Origin of the sequence: Nocardia sp. CA-135398 (genome assembly GCF_050955845.1) — a bacterium.
In the GTDB taxonomy this organism is placed as follows: Bacteria; Actinomycetota; Actinomycetes; order Mycobacteriales; family Mycobacteriaceae; genus Nocardia.
Genome location: NZ_CP192084.1, coordinates 3604389 through 3621505, shown reverse-complemented (window position 1 = coordinate 3621505; position 17117 = coordinate 3604389). Strand labels below are relative to the sequence as shown.

Below are 17117 nucleotides of genomic sequence, written 5' to 3'. Positions count from 1 at the left end.
GACGTCCAGCGCGGTTCTCGGAGGGAGCGGTACGTTGCGGTCACCTGCGTCCGGAACGCACCCAGCCCGACCGATCACCACCCGGATACCGGCGCCATCGCCCATCGCCAGCGTGCGCGAACTTTTTCCGGCGCTGGCCGAATCCACGCAGATCTATCTCGACAGCGCGGCCACCACGCAGAAGCCGCTGCCGGTCATCGAGACCATCCACCGCTATCACACCTCGCGCACCGCCAACGCCGGTCGCGGTACCTATCCGTGGGCCACCGAGCTGACCACGCGGCTGGCCCGGGTCCGCGATCGCATGGCCGCCTTCATCGGCGCCGAATCGCCCGCGGAGGTCGTCTTCACCGCCGGCGCGACCGCGGCGCTCAATGCCGTCGCACTGTCCTGGGGGCTGGCCGAACTCGATGACGGCGACGAAATCCTCTACAACCCACGCGATCACGCCTCGAATGTGCATCCGTGGCACCACCTGCGCCAAGTGCTCGCCCGCTTCGGGCGGCGCATCGAACTGGTCCCCTACCGGGTGACCGAACTCGGTGAGGCCGATACCGCCGACATTCTCGCCAAGATAGGCCCGCGTACCCGGCTGATCACCACCAGCCATCTGCACCACGTCTTCGGCGGGCTCACCACGCTCGAGGAATTGCGCGGGAAGCTCGATCCCCGGATTCTGCTGTGCTTCGACTGCAGTCAGAGCGGGGGACATATGCCGCTGGACGTCACCGAACTCGGCGCGGACTTCGCGATCTTCGCCGCGCACAAGATGTTCGGCGCGCCCGGTACCGGAATCCTCTACTGCCACCGCAGAATTCACGATCGGCTACTGCCGTTCCTGCCCGGTGGAAATACCGGGGTCGACCTCACCGACGCCGGATTGACTTCGACCGGCATGCCGGAACTGCTCGAGGGCGGCACCCAGAACATTCCGGGCATACTGGCCCTGGGCAGCGCGCTCGAGGTGCTGGAATCGCTGGATCTCGGTGTGATCGCCGCGCACAATCGTGCGCTGACGCTGCGGCTGATCGACAATCTGCGTCCGGTGCCCGGGCTGGAATTCCTACCGGGCCCGGCACATGCGCCGTGCGACATCGGCTACGGCATCGTGTCCTTCACGCTCGCGGGCATTTCCGCGACCGATCTCGGATTCGTATTGAGCGAGTGGGGTTTTCTGGTCCGCACCGGCTTACATTGCTCACCCCGGGCTGGCGACGACGCCACGGACTCGGTACGGGTCAGCACGCACATCTACAACACCGTCGAGGAGATCGACCGGTTCGCGGCCTGCGTCAAGACGATTGCCGAGGAGGTCACATGAGAATGGACGACACCCCGCGCTATGACCGGCGGGCCGCGTCCCGGGTGCTGGCTGGCCTGGCCCAACCCGGATTGTTCGCCACTCCCCTCGCGGTCCCGTCGAGTCGACGTATCGAATACTCCTGTGCCGCACTGCGTCCCGAGCCCGGCAGTCACCTCACCTATTCGCAGCGGCTGTACCTGCAGCAGTTCATGCGCCCGTGCCAACCCGCGCAGGTCACCAGCGCGACGCACCGCATCGCCTGGACCGATAGCGACGGCGTACCCAACACGGGACACTTCCGAGCCGACGGCCTCGGCCCGCTGGTGCCCATCGCGATGCGCGAAACCGTGCTGGTGCTGTGGCACGCACTGGCCGCGAATTCCGCACTGACACAACGGGTCGACGGCTTGGGCCCGCGCGAGCACGCGGTGCTCGACGGCACCACCACCGATCACGATCCGATCGTAATCTTCCGCGTCGGCATCGAGGCCACCGGGCGCGCACTGGCCCAGCACGCACTGCTCGCGCGGCAGACGCAATATCGCAGTGCGGCCGAATTCGCCAGGGGCATCCACGATTCCGGCATCTTCTCGTCAGTGGCCACCCGCTGGTTCTGGGAGCTGCAAGCCTCCACTTACCGGCGCGGCATGATCCCGGTGACGCTGGCCGCCCAACCCGACGGCACGGTGCGCTACACCGCCGATACGGTGGCGACACTGCGCGCGATGAAGGACGCGACGATCGAGGACGCGCATACGGTGATGCGGCGAGCGACCCGCGTCGAAGGACTGAGCATCGACGCGGCCATCGCCAAATACCACGACGATCTCGATCTCATCTCCCGCCAATACGCACTGCTGCCGGCCAATACCCGACCCGCATGCCTGGCCGCCATGCCACATCATCTCGGCGGCGGGCACTACACCCTGTTGCCCCTGGTGGTGGACAGGTTCGTGGAAATTTTCGCAGAGCTCGCCGAGCGGATCCGGATCACCGAGGTGAGTGCCGAGCTCGATGAACTGAGCGCCGACGCGCCCGCCAGCGCCGAGGATCGCATCTTCTATGTGCCGGATATGAGCTGTCAGCACTGTGTCCGCACGATCACCGGGGTGCTGGAGGCGATGGGCATCAAAGTGATCGAGATCGATCTGCCCAGTAAACGAGTGGTCGCCGAATTCCGCAGTCCGCGCAATCGGGCCCGCGCCTTCGAGTCGATCCGCGACGGCGGCTACAACCCGGTGACCGAGAAACCGGCACGAACCGCATTGGCGCCCAGCCGGTCCCAGCCCACGGAAACCACCGTATGACGGCACCGCTACCGGCGCTACCCGCGAAGATCCATCCGCTGGTACGCGCCTTTCTCGATACCCGCGATGCCGTCGAGGAGACGCTGAGTCGCTTCGGATCACCGATCCACCTGGTGTTTCCGCAGGTCTACGCGGAGAACTTGAAAAGGTTGCGCGTCGTACTGGACGGCAAAGGCGCGCGCTACCGAATCTGCTATGCGCACAAGGTGAATCAGTCGCGCGCCTTCGTACGCACCGCCGAACATGCCGGTATCGCCATCGATGTGGCCTCCGCGCACGAGTTGGCCAGTGCCATCGGGGCCGGATTCGATCCGATGCGGATCGAGGTGACCGGGCCGAAAGGTGAAGCGTTCCTGCGTGATCTGATCGATTGCGGCGTCACCATCAATGTCGACAATCTGTGGGAGCTGCGGCGGATCACCGAATTGGCCGGTGACCGCGCGAGAGTGCCGGTGCTGCTGCGGGTTTCCGGTTTCGACGAGACCGCGGTGAGCCGGTTCGGTGTACCGCTGGCTCATATGGACCAAGCCCTGGATCTGCTGTCGGCCAACCGTCGGCGAATCGCGTTCCTCGGCTTCGCCTTTCATATCGACTCCGGTGATGCCGCGGAACGCGTCCGGGCCATCGATGCCTGCCTCGAGCTGGTCGAACGCGCCTACGACTGCGGCCTCGGCCCTTCGGTACTGAATATCGGCGGCGGCTTCCGACAGGTGTTCACCGACGACGCGGACCGCTTCGACGGGTACGTGCGGGCACTGCGCGAATCACTGCTCGGCCGTGGCGAATCGATGAGCTGGTCGAACAATACCTTCGGCTATCACGTGGATGACGGTGCGGTGCACGGGATTCCGGTCTTCCACAAGTACGCGAACACCGTGCCCGCGACACAGATGCTGGACGATCTGCTCAGCGCGCCGCTGGAGCGGCACGGTGGCCGCACCGTGGCCCAAGTGGCCGGGGACAATATGCTCGATATCTGGTTGGAGCCGGGTAAGGCGCTGGTCGATCATGCGGGGGTGACCGTGTCGCGGGTGGAGTTCGTCAAGGAACTCGCCGATGGCACGGTGCTGGTGAATCTGGATCTGAGCCGGGACCAGGTGACTCCGGCAGATCAGGAGGTCATGGTCGATCCGGTGATCTTGCCGAGTGTCGCGCACATGCCGAGCAGCGCTCCTGTCCGCGATTCCGCCCCGGGCGATGGTGTGACACCGATGAGCAAAGCCGCCGACACCAGGCCGACTTTGCGTCCGGTGCTCGAATCGGGGCCGGTCGGCGTGTATTTCGCCGGACGTTTGTGCCTGGAGCGCGATCTGATCACCAATCACAAGGTGTGGCTGCCCGAATGCCCGCGCCAGGGCGACCTGGTGGTTTTCCCGAATACCGGCGCCTATCACATGGATCTGTCCGCGGCCTCGGCGTCGATGCACGCACCACCCGCGAAATTCGCTGTCGTGCACCGCGCGGGCAGTTTCCAGATATACCGCGATACCGATTACGAGCCGCTCATACCCATCGGTCTACCGCCACCGCGCCGCACTCCCCCGCGCGCCCCGCGTCGCCCGCCGCTGCCGCACCGACCCTCCGGGGCGCCGTAATGCGCTACGACCACATCACCGAGCTGATCGGCAATACGCCGCTGCTGCGGCTGGATCCGGCGGTGCACGGACTGGCCGATGTCGAGCTGTACGCGAAACTGGAGTCGCACAATCCCTTCGGCTCGGTCAAGGACCGGGTTGCCTGGGCCATGATCCGCGACGATCTGGACGAGATCCGAGCGGGCGGGCAGACGCTCATCGAGGCGTCCAGCGGCAATACCGCCAAAGCGCTGCGCATTCTCGGCGCGATACACGGTATCGACCTGCGCGCGGTGACCAATCGGATCAAGGTCGCCGAGGTGCGGGAGCTGCTGCAGCTCTTCGGCACCGAGATCGTGGAGCTGCCCGGCCTGTCCGAATGTCCGGATCCGACCACACCGAACGATGTGTATTCGGTGATCGAGGCGACCATGGTCAAGCATCCGGGCGCCTACTATCACGCCTCGCAGTACACCAACGAGAAGAACATCGAGGCACATCACCACGGCACCGGCCGCGAGATCCACGAGGATCTGGCGGCCGACGGCATCACCCGCATCGACTATCTGATCGGTGGGCTCGGCACTACCGGCTCCACCCGCGGCACGGCCACTTACCTGCGCAAACACAATCCCGAATTGCGCTGCATCGCCGTGGTTTCCGATCGCTCGGATTTCATACCCGGTATTCGGTCGGAGAGCGAGATGTGGGATGTCGGGCTGTTCCAACCCGATTGCTACGACCGCATCGTCACCATCGATTCCACCCGCGCGGTGGACGCGACCCTCGCACTGGCCACCGGGTACGGCATCATGGCCGGACCGACCAGCGGTGCGAGCTATGCCGCCGCGCTGGAAACCCTTGGCGAGCTGGCGGTTTCGTCGAATGAACCGGTAGTCGCGGTCGTCATCGTCTGCGATCGACTCGAGCCGTACCTGTCCTACATCAAAAAGCGCAGGCCGGAACTCTTCGACCGCGCCGATCGCCGCCGCGCACCCACCCCGGCCGAACTCGCCGCGACACCGGCCGTGTCACCACAGGAATTGGCCGAACTGGACCGCACCGCCCGGCCAACCATCGTGGACACCCGCGGTGCGATGGCCTACCGCATCGGTCACGTGCCGGGCGCGATCAATATCCGCGACGACCAACTCGACGATATGTTCACCCACGGCATCCCGTTCTCCCGATCGCGCCCCCTGGTCTTCGTCTGCCCGGTCGGCGAGCTATCGCTGCGCTTCGCCGCGATCGCCCGCCAGGACGGTTTCGACGCCAGCAGCCTCGACGGCGGAATCGTCGCATGGCGGGACGCCGGATTCGCGCTCGAACGCGGCGGCTGAAACCTCGAATCGGATGCGGTACCGGCGCTGAGCCGATCATTGCGGCCAGGCATTAGTGTGGGCGGGTGCAGAAAGGCCAGGAATCAGCTGACGATGCCGGTCCGCGGATCTGGGGCGGTACAACGCTCACCGAACGTCGGGAGGCGCGCCGCGCCGCGCTGCTCGAGGCCGCGCTCGACCTGATCGGGGAATCGGGTGCCGGTGGTGTGACCATGCGCGCGGTATGTCGGCGCGCCAATCTCACCGACCGGTATTTCTATGAGAGCTTCGCCAGCCGCGACGAACTGCTGGATGTACTCTACCGGCAGATCGCCGACGAATTCCTGGAACCGATGACGGCCTTCGCCGCCGCCGATCCCTCCCGCGACCGCGTGCTGTCGGAGATCCTGGTCGACAAGGTGCTCGCCGATCCGCGCAAGTCCCGGCTGTTCCTGGTCGAACCCTACTCGAGTACCGGACTCGGCCAGACCACCATCGCGGTAATGCCGGTCTTCACCAAGGTCCTGCAGGACCACCTGTTCGCCCATATCGATGATCCGGTGCGCCGCAGACTGGCCGCACTCACCATGGCCAGCGGTAATGCGGGCATGTTCTCGGCCTGGTTGAACGGATCGCTGCGCGCTACCCGCGAGCAGGTGATCGACCACTGTGTGGCGACGCTGGCCGCCTATCGCTCGCTGTACCAGTCCTGATTCGACCCGCATTCCACTCGCGCGCAGCGGGATTCACCGTTGCGCGGCTCAGATCCGGTTGCGAGGTCGGCGATGCGGCGAGCTCAGATCAGCGTGAAGACGAATTCGAATTCACCGATGCGGATCACCGCGCCGTCGGTGAGGGTCACGCTGTCGATGATGCGCACGCCATCGAGGTACACGCCGTTGGACGACCACAGATCCTTGATCACGAAGCTCAGCCCGTTGTCTACGATCACCGCATGCTGACGGCTGACTTTGCCGTGTTCGAGCACGATATCGTTATCGGGCAGCCGCCCGATCCGCGTCACCGAGCCGGTGATCGGGTAGACCTCACCCCGCCGATCGCGCAATTCGCCCCGCGCCCCGGCCGAGGCCTGCTCGACGATGGTGGTCGCTCGGGTAATCGTCACATCGGCGACCGCCCGGACGCTGAGCGGATCCTGGCGCAGGATCCGAGCCTCCAACTCCTGGATCGCCGGACCCGCGTCGATACCGAGTTCGTCGGCCAGTGTGGTCCGTAGCTGCCGGACCGCGCCGAGCGCGTCGGACTGCCGCCCACTTAGATACAGCGCGGTGATCAGCTTCTCCCACAACGGTTCTCGCAGCGGATGCGAACCGACGAGCAGGGCGAGTTCGGTCGCGACAGTGTCCGCGCGCCCGCGCGCGATATCAGCGGATGCCCGCGCCTCGATGACGCCGAGCCGTTCATCGTCCAGCGCGGCGGCGTAGGCGTCGGCGAATCCGAGCCCGCGCAGATCCGACAGCACCGGGCCGCGCCACTGCTCCAGCGCGCTCGACAGCGCTTCGGCGGCCGCCGTGAATCGACCCGCCGCCAGCTCCCGCAGGCCCGCCTCCTTGCGTATCCGGAAGCGCTGCACATCACTGGCCCCGTCGGCCACCGTAATGCGGTAACCGGTACCTACCTGGGCGAGGACGCCGCGAGCGTCGAGTCCGGCGGCGCGCAGCGGTTTACGCAGATTCGAGGTGATGGCGTGCAGGCTCACCCGCACGTCCGAAGGCGGACTCTGTTCCCATACCGCCTGCGCCAGTGCGTCCACCGAGACCGGATGATTGGCATTGATCACCAGATACGCCAGCACCGCGCGCTGCTTCGGCCCGCCGACCGGCTGTGCGACGCCATCGATCGACAGCTGCACCGGCCCGAGCACACCGAATTGCGCCCGCATTTCGGCCATCGCCGCACTCCTCACGACTGGGCCAGCCGCTGGCCCGCAAGAACATTAGCCCAACCCGCCTCGGCTACTCACCGGACCACGCGCGCCAATACTCGAGGTTGCTGCGGGTGAGCAGAGTGTGCGGATGGTCGGGCCCGAGCACTCGGATCTGATCGGCGAGCAGTGGCTCGAATTCGGCGATAGCGGCGCCGACGTCACCCGCCTCGCCGTAGCAGCCCGCCAGGCAATTGCGGGTGTGCAGGGTGTCGGGATGGTCCGGCCCGAGAATGCGCAACTGATCGGTCAGCAGGGACGCGTATTCGCTGATAGCGCTGGCTGTTTCGCCGCTCTCCCTGCGCCAGCGCGCCATGCTGATGCGGGTGCGCAGGGTCTGGGCATCATCCGGTCCGAGGATGCGGACCTGGTCGACGAGCAGCAGTTCGAATTCGGCGAAGGCGCGGGTCAACTCGCCCGCCATGGCGCGGGAGCGCGCTAGATGCAGTCGGGTCCGCAGGGTTTGCGGGTCGACCGGGCCGAGGATGCGCTCCTGGTCGGCGATCAGCTGTTCGAATTCGATGACCGCGCGCCGCAGACTGCCGCGTTCACTGCGCCAGTAGGCCAGGCTGTTTCGCGCGCGCAACGTCCACGGATGATCAGGGCCGAGGATGCGGGCGTGATCGATGACGAGTCGTTCGAAGTCCGCGACCGTCCGCTCGAGCTGGCCCATATGGCCGCGCCAATCCGCGATGTCATAGCGCGTGGTGACGGTATCGAGATCATCCGCGCCGAGTACGCGCGTCTGGTCGCGGGCCAGCTCTTCCAATTCGGTGATAGCGGTGGCGACTTCGCCGCTGCGGCCGCGGCAATTCGCGAGATGATTGCGCACCAGCAGTGTGACGCGATGGTCCGGCCCCATGGCGGCGGTGAAACTCGGCAGCCAGGCCGCCCACAGGTCCCGATTGTCCACCACGCGTGTGGTTTCCAGCGATTCGAGGTAACCGAAGGCGGCCGCCGCGTCACCGTAGGCCAAGTAGTGGCGCACCGCCGCACCACGGGCGTAGTCGGCCACACGCTCGGTGGCGCCCGCCTCGATGGCCGCGATCACCGCGCGGTGCGCATCCTCGCTGTGCACGCCGAGCCGGTCGCATTCATCGATCAGTCCGGGGATCAGGGCGGCGTGGGCGATACCGAGCGATTCATCGGCCGTACCGGGGCGGCTGCGCGTGACCAGCACACCCAAAGCCACTGTGAGATCACGGATTCCGGCAATGCTCACCTCTGCCCCGAGTTCCCGCATGGCCGCATCGAGCAGCTCGAGCGGCAGCACCGGACCGACACCCGCCGCGACGAGCACACCGAGCACCGCGCCGATCCCCCAGGCATCGCCGACATTCGGTGCGATATCCGGTCCATCGCCCGCCGCGGCCCGGATGGCCGCGCCTACCCGCAAGGCCACCAGACCGTCGACGCCGATATCCTCGGCCACCACCCGATCAGTGACCTCGGTGGCGACCTCGGCCAGCAGTCCGGCCAGCAGCCAGCCCGCCGCTGCCGCGGGGGAATCGGCATGCGCCGTTGGTGTTTCGGCCAACCGCGCATCGATCCAGCCGACCCATTCCTGCTCGTCGACGGCGGCACGCTCATATCCGGCCGATTCGACGATGGCGGCGATATCCTCGGCCACCGGCTCGGCGACAACAATCCGATGCATATGCCCCAGCTCCGGATCGTTCTCGAAGCCGAGACCCTCCCGGATGCCCACGATCACCCGGACATGCGCGAGTTCCGGTCGCCTGGTCAACTCGGCGACGGCGGCCACCAGCAGTCGCTGGGTGCCCAGTTCCGGTTCGTTCAGTCCGTCCACGACGATGGTGACCCGGCGTCCCCATCCGCCCAGGTCCGCCAGCGGTTGCCGCACCTCGACATCGAAGACATCGGGTGCGGTGACGCTGTGCCGGGCCAGGCTCCGCGCCGCAGCGACCGCGGCACGGAAGCCGGGCAGCCGGGTGCTCAATTGCGCGGACAGTTCCGCGGCGACCGCCTCGATGGAACTGCTGACGGTCAAAAATACTGCGGCCGTGATGTACTCGGGCGCCACCGGCAGGGTATCGACCAGGCTCGGCCGAATGAGCATTGCCAGCAGTGTCGATTTGCCGACGCCGGGCGGTCCGATTACCCCGCGCAACCGGTAGCTGCCGGATCCGACGATATCGTCGAGGGTTTCGCGCACGGCTGGAGTCAGTAACAGTCGACGGGTGAGTTGATCGACGAAACCCGCTGCCGGACGGCCGGTTACGGCATCGCGGCGACGGGCGATATTCGGCACCAGCCAGAGGCCGGGGTCACCTCCCTCGGCCGCGGATACCGTGCCCGAGGTGAACGACAGATGTTCCGGCTGTTGCCGGGTGCACGCGGCGGCGATCGGATCGACCAGATCCGACGGCAGCAGATTCTCCCCGCGCGCGGGCAGTCCGGCGGCGAAGGTGGACAGCAGCGTTCGGGTGAAGCATCCGGCATACGCGGGCCCGTCACCGGCGGCGACCAGCAACTCCATCCGGCCCGCGGCCCGCGACAACAGGTCGGTCCAGCGACGGGCCGCGCCGAGAACGCCCTGCTCGGTCTCACACGCGTCGACCAGTACCACCAGCCCGTCCAGCGCCGATCGGTTCAACCGCTCCCGAATCTCCTGTGTCAGATGGAAGGCGGTATGCGAGTTCGGCACTGGCGGTGAATCGTGGCCGAGCAGAAAGAAGTCCTCCGCGCTGGTCGCGGTGCCGTGCCCGACGAACCCGATCAGCAAAGTCGCCTGCTCCCGCGCGGCCGCCTCGAACGCCTCGTCCACCGCCGTAACCAGCTGTGCCACCGTCGGATTCAGCACCGGACCCGGTATCTCGGTCGCCGCCCGCCAGCCGCCGGATTCGGTCAAAGTTCCGTATAGACCCGCGGCCAATTCATCCGTAAACCCCAGTTCCCCGAGCGCCGCACACTCGGACCCGACCACCAAGGCGAGCCTTCCTCCCATATCAGCACCACCATTTCCCACCATCGACTCCCCGACGACCTCGGCACCACTAGCGACTGCACGCAGTCGCTCGAAAGGGTCAGCCGTGCGTGGTAGGAAGGTACCCGAACACACATCGGGGCAAGCGACAACGGGGGCGGCTGATGGCGGCGATCGTGTTGGTGCACGGGATCGCACAGGAGCAATACGGTGCGGATCCGCTGGAAGCGCAGTGGCTTCCGGCGCTGGCGGCCGGGGTTCGCACGGCCGGATACGGCGAACTCGCCGATCAACTGTGGCGCGGCCAGCGGCCCGGTCTGCTCGAGACGCGAATGGCGTTCTACGGCAACGCCTTTCTCGATCCTGGTGCGCAAGGAGGCGGTGGTCCGGTCGGTCTCGAGGACGACGAACTCACCGAGCGGATCGCGCAGGCGTGGCTGGCCACGGCCGCCCAGCAGGCGGCCGACCAGCGCGATCGGCTGGAAGCGCAACGCTACCTGGACAATTCCGCGCTCGGCACCGAAGGCGCACAGGGTTTCGGCCGCAAGGCCAGACCCGCCGCGAACGCGCTGACCAAGCTGAAGTGGTTCGCGCCCTTCGGTTTCGGGATGGCGGGCAAGTTCGTCAACCGGTCACTGGCCCAGGTCAGCAGATACCTGGCCGAGGAGGAGGTGCGTGCATATGCGCAGCAACAGGTGCTCGACCTGATCGGTCCGGAGACCCGGCTCGTCATCGGGCATTCGCTCGGCTCGGTGGTCGCCTACGAGGCACTGCACCGGACCCAGCAGCCCGCGGCGCTGGTCACGCTGGGTTCGCCGCTGGCGCTGCAGTCCATCATCTATCCGCTGTTGCGCCCGCAACCGCCCACGGTGCCCGCCGCGCTCACCCGTTGGGAGAATTTGGCCGATCGCGACGATATCGTCGCGGCGCATCTGGATCTGGCACCGTATTTCCCGCCAGCACCCGGACGCGAGGTAGTGCCGACAACCCACCCCGAACTCGACAATGGTTCCAGTCCGCACGATGCCGCGCACTATCTCACCAAGAAATCGGTCGGCCGCATCATCGCCGAGTCCCTCTCGTAACCGGAGCCATTGGCGAAATCGCGCGTACGCTGACAACTCTGGCACCGAGTGCGAGGAGTTCATCGCGATGACCGACCCCGTGCAAGGTTTGACGGGTACGCTCACCTCGCCGATCCGGGGCCCCGGAATGCTCGGCGAAGTATTGGTTGCGATTCGTGGGGGCACGGAGATATATATCGCGCGGGCGGCCGAGCCGATCTCGGCCGGTGAGACCGTCCTGATCATCGCGGTACAGCCGGGCCGCATCGTCGATGTGGTGCCGTGGATTCCGCTGGAACCCGTCCCGGTCGACGACATCTGACACCGCGACCGAAGTAATGAACTGCTAGGGAGGCACAGTGCTGGGTTATCACGTTCCGGATCCTGACGAGGCGATGCTGGTCAGCGGCGGTAAGAGCAAGGACAACGCACCCTTCGGCGTCGTCATCGGGCGCGGCAAATGGGTGATGCCGTTCTTCCGCAAGGTCAGCTATCTGTCGCTGGCGATGTTCGAGGCCGAGATCAAGGAGCGCTGCGTCACCAAGCAGGCCATCCAGCTCGAGGTGCGCGCGGTGATCGCGTTCAAGGTCGCCAACGACACCCAGTCGATCGTCAATGCGGCCCAACGCTTTCTGTCCGAACAGGAGCGGGAGATGTCGGTGCTGACCGGGCGCATCTTCTCCGGACACCTGCGCTCGATCGTCGGCTCGATGACGGTCGAGGAGATCATCCGGGAACGCCAGCGGCTGGCCGACGAGGTGCTGGTGGCCTCCAAGGTGGAGATGAGCAATATCGGCCTGTGGGTGGATTCGTTCCAAATCCAATCCATCGATGACGGCAATCTGGGCTACATCACCGCCCTGGCCGCACCGCACAACGCGGCGGTGCAGCGCGATGCGCAGATCGCGCAATCACAGGCCGCCCAGCACGCGGCCGAGGCCGAACAGGAATCGCTGCGCCGCCGAGCCGAATATCAGCGCGAGACCGCCATCCTTCAGGCGCAGTATCAGCAAGATATCGACAAGGCCAATGCCGAAGCGGCGCAGGCCGGTCCGCTGGCCGAGGCCAAGGCGATGCAGGAGGTGCTCACCGCGCAGGCCGAACAGGCACGCAAAGAGGCCGAGTTGCGTGAGCAGCAGCTGCAGGCCGAAGTCGTGAAACCTGCTCTGGCCGAAGCGGAACGGGTGCGCATCCTCGCCGTGGCCGAGGCCGATCGAACCCGGATCCAGGCCGAGGCGGCGGCCTCGAACAACCGGATCGCCTTGGATCAGTTGCTGATCGAGCAGCTGCCGGAGATCGTCAAGCAGGCCTCCAACGGCCTGGCCAACGCCAATCTGACGGTGCTCAACGGCCCCGACGGTGTCGGCGAATTGGTCAACGGAATGGTCGGTCAGGGCCTCACTGTATTCAACTCGTTACAAAAGGCGCTTTCATCCAACGACGGGGAAAATGCGGGCTAAAGTGGCCGAGTAGCGACGGCGCGAGGAGCGGGTGTTGGTGTCCATCGGGAAATTGGTGTCGTTCGACAGTTCGCGGGGATTCGGGTTCATTCGGCCCGACGATGGTGGCCCGGATGTGTTCGTTCATGTGAACGACATCGGACTGGACGAGGACGAACTGCGCCAGGGCCGGGTGTTCGAATTCGATGTGACCGAGGGTGATCGTGGTCCGAAGGCAGTCAACCTCGCCGTGGTCGGCGGACAACCACTACCACCCGCTCCTCGGCACAAGAAAGATAGATCCGGTTCCGGCCAGCTGACCGCCACCGAACACAAACGCCTGATCACCGAGCTACTACTGGACGCAAGCCCCGCCCTCACCGCCGGTGAGATCCTCACCATCCGCGACCGCCTCACCGCCTTCGCCGATCAGCACGGCTGGCTGGAATAGCCGGGCTCCCCCGCCTCCCCGAGCCTCAGGCGCCAGACCAGGTGCCACAAAAAAGCACTTCGGGCGGTCCAAGCGAGGTTCGCAACCTTGTCGGACCGGCGTTCTACGATCAAGCCACAGCCCCCGGCCGCACCGATGAATCTGCGTCGACTGCGACGTCGATATGGGTGAGAGAACGGACCCGAGGAGGATGGTGTGGACTTACCCGTGATGCCGCCCGTCAGGCCGATGCTGGCGAAAACGGCGCCCTCGGTGCCGCACGAGCCGGGCCTGAGTTATGAACCGAAATGGGACGGCTTTCGCTGCGTGGTGTTCCGCGACGGCGACGAAGTGGAACTCGGTTCCCGCAACGACCGCCCCCTCACCCGCTATTTTCCCGAGGTCGCCGAACTGCTGAAAGCGGCGCTGCCGGATAAATGCGTGGTGGACGGTGAAATCGTGGTGGTCACCGATGAGGGACTCGATTTCGACACCCTGCAGAACCGGTTGCATCCGGCGGCCTCGCGGGTCAACAAACTGGCCGAGGAAACGCCCGCCAGCTTCGTCGCCTTCGATCTGCTCGCCCTCGGCGACAAGGATCTGACCGGCGAACCGTTCGCCGAGCGCCGACGATTGCTGGAGACCATCCTCGATACCGAACTCGCCCGGGTGCACCTGACCCCGATCACCCAGGATCCCGCCGTCGCCGAGGACTGGTTCACCCGCTTCGAGGGTGCGGGCTTCGACGGCGTCATGGTCAAGTCCAATGAGCTGGCGTATCTGCAGGACAAGCGGGTGATGCTCAAGGTCAAACATGAGCGCACCGCGGACTGTGTGGTGGCCGGTTTCCGCTGGCACAAGGATGGCGAGGGCGTTGGTTCCCTGTTGCTCGGACTCTTCGACGAGGAGGGCAATATGCACCATGTCGGGGTGGCGAGCAGTTTCACCGCGGCCAAACGCAAGTCGCTGGTGGATGAGCTGAAACCGTTGCGGGACAACGCATTGGCCAACCACCCGTGGCGGGAATGGGCCGATGCGGCGGCCCAGGCGAAGGCCGATGGCAAGATGCCGGGCGGGGTGAGCCGGTGGACCGGCGGTAAGGATCTGTCCTGGGAGGCACTGCGTCCGGAGTTGGTCGCCGAGGTCCGCTACGAACATGTGCAGTCGGGCCGATTGCGGCACGGCGGCAGACTGGTTCGCTTCCGGTCCGATCGCACACCGGAATCGTGCACCTACGCCCAGCTCGACGAGGTCGCGCCGGCCGAATTGAGCGCCATCTTCACCGAAGCCCGGGGGGAATGATGGGCGAGTCGGTCGATATCGATGTCGACGGCAGAACTGTCGCCATCAGCAATCCGAACAAGGTCTACTTCACCAAACGCGGTGAGACGAAACTCGATCTGGTGCGCTACTACCAGGCCGTGGCCGAACCGTTCCTGCAGGTGGTGCGTGATCGGCCGCTGCTGCTGGAGCGGTATCCCGATGGGGCGTCCGGTAAGTCGTGGTTCCAGAAGCGGGTGCCGAAATCCGCGCCGGACTGGCTGCACACCGTCGAGGTCGCCACGCCCAACGGCACCACCAGCGATGCCCTGGTCGCCCACGATCTCGCGCACATTCTGTGGGCGGTGAATCAGGGCTGCCTCGGTTTCCACGTCTGGCCCAATCACGTCGACGATCTGAATATCGCCGATGAGCTGCGCATCGACCTGGATCCCTCCCCCGGCATCACCTTCGACGATCTCAAACACGCGGCCGTACTCACCCGCGAGCTGTTCACCGAGCTCGGCATCGACTCCCGCATCAAGACCTCCGGCTCGCGCGGATTGCACATTTACGTTGCGCTGGAACCGAAATGGGACGGCTATCAGGTTCGCGCGGCGGCGGTCGCGCTGGCTCGGGAGCTGGAGCGGCGGCATCCGGAAGAGATCACCGCGCAGTGGTGGAAGGAGGAGCGCGGCAACCGCGTCTTCGTCGACTTCAACCAGAATGCCCCGCACAAAACGGTTTTCGGCGCGTGGTGCGTGCGACCGAAGGTCGGCGCGCAGGTCTCCACGCCGATCGCGTGGTCGGATCTGGATACCGTCGTCCCCGAGGAATTGACCATTGCGACCGTCCCCGCGCGGCTGGCCGAATCCGGTGACCCGTGGGCGGACCGACCGGCCCAATCCATCGAGCCACTGCTGAAGATGTCCGAGCGCGATATGGCATCCGGACTCATGGACGCACCGTGGCCACCGCAATATCCCAAGATGCCGAACGAGCCGCCCCGGGTACAACCGAGCCGCGCGAAGAAGCCGGAAACAGACGGCTAGCTACCGGAGGGTTACTGCGTTTCCAGCCGCTATTCGGTCCACAGCACCCACACCTTGCTCTCACACGTGACCGCGCGCCCGTCCGCGGTGCGGGCGCTCTTGGTCGAACCGTCGCATTTGGTGCCGGGCTCCGCGACGGTGCCACCGACGGTGTACGGACCGTTCCACTGATAGACACCGCCGCTGGCCAGGCACAGCAGGGTGGTGCCGTCCGCCCCGGTACCGATGCGGCCCGGCTCGGTGCACACCGTGCCCTTCTTCGGGGCCACCTGGCTCGTCGAGGTGGCGGCCGAGGTGGCCGGAGGCGTGACGGTCGGTGCCACCGAGGGCTGCACGACGGCGGACTGGGCGATGGTCGACGGCAGCGCGACACTCGATACCGCTGGGCTCCGGTGCGCCCCGGACAGCGCGTCGGAGAAATTGCTGCCGGACAGCACGACATATCCGGCGATGCCGACCACCTCGATCACGCCGAGCAGCAGCGCGCACACCGCCATGGTCTTACCGCGCGGATGGCTGAAGGCGATGAACCCGAAGACGATCGCGACCGGGAAGAGGCCGAGCAGCGCGGCCACCAGGGCGACGATCGCATACGGATTGACGATGGGCGGAACCTCGACCCGTAGTCGACCGGCCCGGGTCGCCCGCCGGGTCGGCGGCTCCACCTCCGGCCAGCGGTCGTTGGGATCGGTATCCGGCCACCGGCCGATCGCTCCCGTCTCCGCCTCGTACTCCTCCGGTTGCGCCTCCGGCCAGCGCTCGCGCTCACGGTTGTCCGTCCGTGCCATTCAGGTCCCTCTTCCACACCACCAAACCGCGCAGGAACCTCGAACTGCCCGGACCCGCCCCGATACCGACAAAGGATAGGGGCCGACGGCCGCAACATCATCCGAAACGGCCGATCGATCGTCATCAAACCGTAATCGCGAAAGCCGCCATGTCAACTCGCGTCTACTCGACATCGCGGCGATCGGTTTCGGCCCGGTGCGGTTCGAGCGCAGGAGTAACAAACCGGCAAACACCACTCGCGCGGTGCGCCCGGTGGGTACATGCTGGTCCCGGGACCGACCCATGCGGTGACTTCGGCACAAGGAGGGATCCATGCGCGGCGAGTCCGGTCCGACAGGACAGCAATCCCGCCCGTGGCATTCCCACGCGGGCGACCTGCTCGGTGACGACTACAACGTCCCCGGCATCATTCTGTGCCTGCTCGGCGTCGTCGCCATGGCGTGCACGCTCACCGCGGCCGGTTACGGCTTCATCGGCTGGACCCAGATCGGCGCGATAGTGACGGCCGCATTGTGGATCACCGGAATCGGTGCCCTGCTGATCGAGCATCGCCGCGAGGAAGTGATCGAGCTGAAGTACGGCCGCACCGGGCACGCGCCCGGCCATGTGCGACCCGTCCGCTACAGCGCCACCGAACGCAGACGCGGACCGGGTGAAAGCCGTTCGGAATTGCCGAAATAGCCACGCC

15 protein-coding genes are annotated in these 17117 nt (G+C 66.0%); 12 read left to right on the top strand and 3 right to left on the bottom strand.

Annotation, left to right across the window (positions count from 1 at the left end):
* Window positions 1–112: 112 nt before the first annotated feature.
* The 5 genes from ACQP1T_RS16075 (at window position 113) to ACQP1T_RS16055 (ending at window position 6216) form a co-directional block, all read left to right on the top strand.
* Window positions 113–1321, top strand: a complete 1209-nt coding sequence (locus tag ACQP1T_RS16075; RefSeq protein ID WP_433761116.1) for an aminotransferase class V-fold PLP-dependent enzyme — start codon at window positions 113–115, stop codon at window positions 1319–1321.
* Complete coding sequence (locus ACQP1T_RS16070) at window positions 1318–2610, top strand: heavy-metal-associated domain-containing protein (RefSeq protein WP_433761114.1); 1293 nt, start codon at window positions 1318–1320, stop codon at window positions 2608–2610. The genes ACQP1T_RS16075 and ACQP1T_RS16070 overlap by 4 nt, the downstream gene beginning before the upstream one ends.
* Window positions 2607–4205: a decarboxylase gene (locus ACQP1T_RS16065; RefSeq protein WP_433761113.1), complete on the top strand. Its 1599-nt coding sequence runs from the start codon at window positions 2607–2609 to the stop codon at window positions 4203–4205. The genes ACQP1T_RS16070 and ACQP1T_RS16065 overlap by 4 nt, the downstream gene beginning before the upstream one ends.
* Entirely contained in the window at window positions 4205–5524 is a 1320-nt protein-coding gene (locus ACQP1T_RS16060; RefSeq protein ID WP_433761112.1) for a pyridoxal-phosphate dependent enzyme, read from the top strand. The genes ACQP1T_RS16065 and ACQP1T_RS16060 overlap by 1 nt, the downstream gene beginning before the upstream one ends.
* Window positions 5525–5589: 65 nt before the next feature.
* Window positions 5590–6216 (top strand): TetR/AcrR family transcriptional regulator, encoded by a 627-nt coding sequence (locus ACQP1T_RS16055; protein ID WP_433761110.1) that lies wholly within the window; start codon window positions 5590–5592, stop codon window positions 6214–6216.
* Window positions 6217–6299: 83 nt separating this feature from the next.
* On the opposite strand, the gene ACQP1T_RS16050 is transcribed toward ACQP1T_RS16055, so the two are convergent.
* Together ACQP1T_RS16050 and ACQP1T_RS16045 are read right to left on the bottom strand one after the other, a co-directional pair.
* Window positions 6300–7415 (bottom strand): BTAD domain-containing putative transcriptional regulator, encoded by a 1116-nt coding sequence (locus ACQP1T_RS16050; RefSeq protein WP_433761107.1) that lies wholly within the window; start codon window positions 7413–7415, stop codon window positions 6300–6302.
* 64 nt (window positions 7416–7479) lie between these two features.
* The gene (locus tag ACQP1T_RS16045) at window positions 7480–10416 is read right to left on the bottom strand and encodes a tetratricopeptide repeat protein (RefSeq protein ID WP_433761105.1); all 2937 of its coding nucleotides are present in this window, start codon (window positions 10414–10416) and stop codon (window positions 7480–7482) included.
* A 143-nt stretch (window positions 10417–10559) separates the two neighbouring features.
* Here ACQP1T_RS16045 and ACQP1T_RS16040 point away from each other — a divergent pair, with 143 nt between their 5' ends.
* The 6 genes from ACQP1T_RS16040 to ligD all read left to right on the top strand — a co-directional run bounded on the left by ACQP1T_RS16040 (window position 10560) and on the right by ligD (window position 15640).
* Window positions 10560–11480, top strand: coding sequence for a hypothetical protein (locus ACQP1T_RS16040; RefSeq protein WP_433761103.1), 921 nt, complete (start codon window positions 10560–10562; stop codon window positions 11478–11480).
* Between the two features lie 67 nt (window positions 11481–11547).
* On the top strand, window positions 11548–11781 hold the full coding sequence (locus ACQP1T_RS16035; protein ID WP_040690061.1) for a hypothetical protein: 234 nt from the start codon (window positions 11548–11550) through the stop codon (window positions 11779–11781).
* A gap of 37 nt (window positions 11782–11818) precedes the next feature.
* Window positions 11819–12919, top strand: a complete 1101-nt coding sequence (locus ACQP1T_RS16030) for an SPFH domain-containing protein (protein WP_433761102.1) — start codon at window positions 11819–11821, stop codon at window positions 12917–12919.
* 31 nt (window positions 12920–12950) lie between these two features.
* Window positions 12951–13349: a cold-shock protein gene (locus ACQP1T_RS16025; RefSeq protein ID WP_062989623.1), complete on the top strand. Its 399-nt coding sequence runs from the start codon at window positions 12951–12953 to the stop codon at window positions 13347–13349.
* A 195-nt stretch (window positions 13350–13544) separates the two neighbouring features.
* Window positions 13545–14630 carry an ATP-dependent DNA ligase gene (locus ACQP1T_RS16020; protein ID WP_433761099.1) on the top strand — a complete coding sequence of 362 codons (1086 nt, stop codon included), beginning with the start codon at window positions 13545–13547 and terminating at the stop codon, window positions 14628–14630.
* Complete coding sequence (gene ligD, locus ACQP1T_RS16015) at window positions 14630–15640, top strand: non-homologous end-joining DNA ligase (protein ID WP_433762224.1); 1011 nt, start codon at window positions 14630–14632, stop codon at window positions 15638–15640. The genes ACQP1T_RS16020 and ligD overlap by 1 nt, the downstream gene beginning before the upstream one ends.
* A gap of 29 nt (window positions 15641–15669) precedes the next feature.
* Here the strand turns inward: ligD and ACQP1T_RS16010 are convergent, their stop codons facing one another.
* Window positions 15670–16428, bottom strand: coding sequence for a DUF4190 domain-containing protein (locus ACQP1T_RS16010; RefSeq protein ID WP_433761098.1), 759 nt, complete (start codon window positions 16426–16428; stop codon window positions 15670–15672).
* A 313-nt stretch (window positions 16429–16741) separates the two neighbouring features.
* Here ACQP1T_RS16010 and ACQP1T_RS16005 point away from each other — a divergent pair, with 313 nt between their 5' ends.
* Window positions 16742–17110: a hypothetical protein gene (locus tag ACQP1T_RS16005; RefSeq protein ID WP_433761096.1), complete on the top strand. Its 369-nt coding sequence runs from the start codon at window positions 16742–16744 to the stop codon at window positions 17108–17110.
* Window positions 17111–17117 lie beyond the last annotated feature (7 nt).

Excerpts from the sequence above, each read along its gene's own strand:
- ACQP1T_RS16040 (WP_433761103.1), top strand. The coding sequence starts at position 10,560 with ATGGCGGCGATCGTGTTGGTGCACGGGATCGCACAGGAGCAATACGGT.
- ACQP1T_RS16005 (WP_433761096.1), top strand. The coding sequence starts at position 16,742 with ATGCGCGGCGAGTCCGGTCCGACAGGACAGCAATCCCGCCCGTGGCAT.
- ACQP1T_RS16065 (WP_433761113.1), top strand. The coding sequence starts at position 2,607 with ATGACGGCACCGCTACCGGCGCTACCCGCGAAGATCCATCCGCTGGTA.
- ACQP1T_RS16010 (WP_433761098.1), bottom strand. The coding sequence starts at position 16,428 with ATGGCACGGACGGACAACCGTGAGCGCGAGCGCTGGCCGGAGGCGCAA.
- ACQP1T_RS16060 (WP_433761112.1), top strand. The coding sequence starts at position 4,205 with ATGCGCTACGACCACATCACCGAGCTGATCGGCAATACGCCGCTGCTG.
- ligD (WP_433762224.1), top strand. The coding sequence starts at position 14,630 with ATGGGCGAGTCGGTCGATATCGATGTCGACGGCAGAACTGTCGCCATC.
- ACQP1T_RS16070 (WP_433761114.1), top strand. The coding sequence starts at position 1,318 with ATGAGAATGGACGACACCCCGCGCTATGACCGGCGGGCCGCGTCCCGG.
- ACQP1T_RS16050 (WP_433761107.1), bottom strand. The coding sequence starts at position 7,415 with ATGGCCGAAATGCGGGCGCAATTCGGTGTGCTCGGGCCGGTGCAGCTG.
- ACQP1T_RS16035 (WP_040690061.1), top strand. The coding sequence starts at position 11,548 with ATGACCGACCCCGTGCAAGGTTTGACGGGTACGCTCACCTCGCCGATC.
- ACQP1T_RS16045 (WP_433761105.1), bottom strand. The coding sequence starts at position 10,416 with ATGGGAGGAAGGCTCGCCTTGGTGGTCGGGTCCGAGTGTGCGGCGCTC.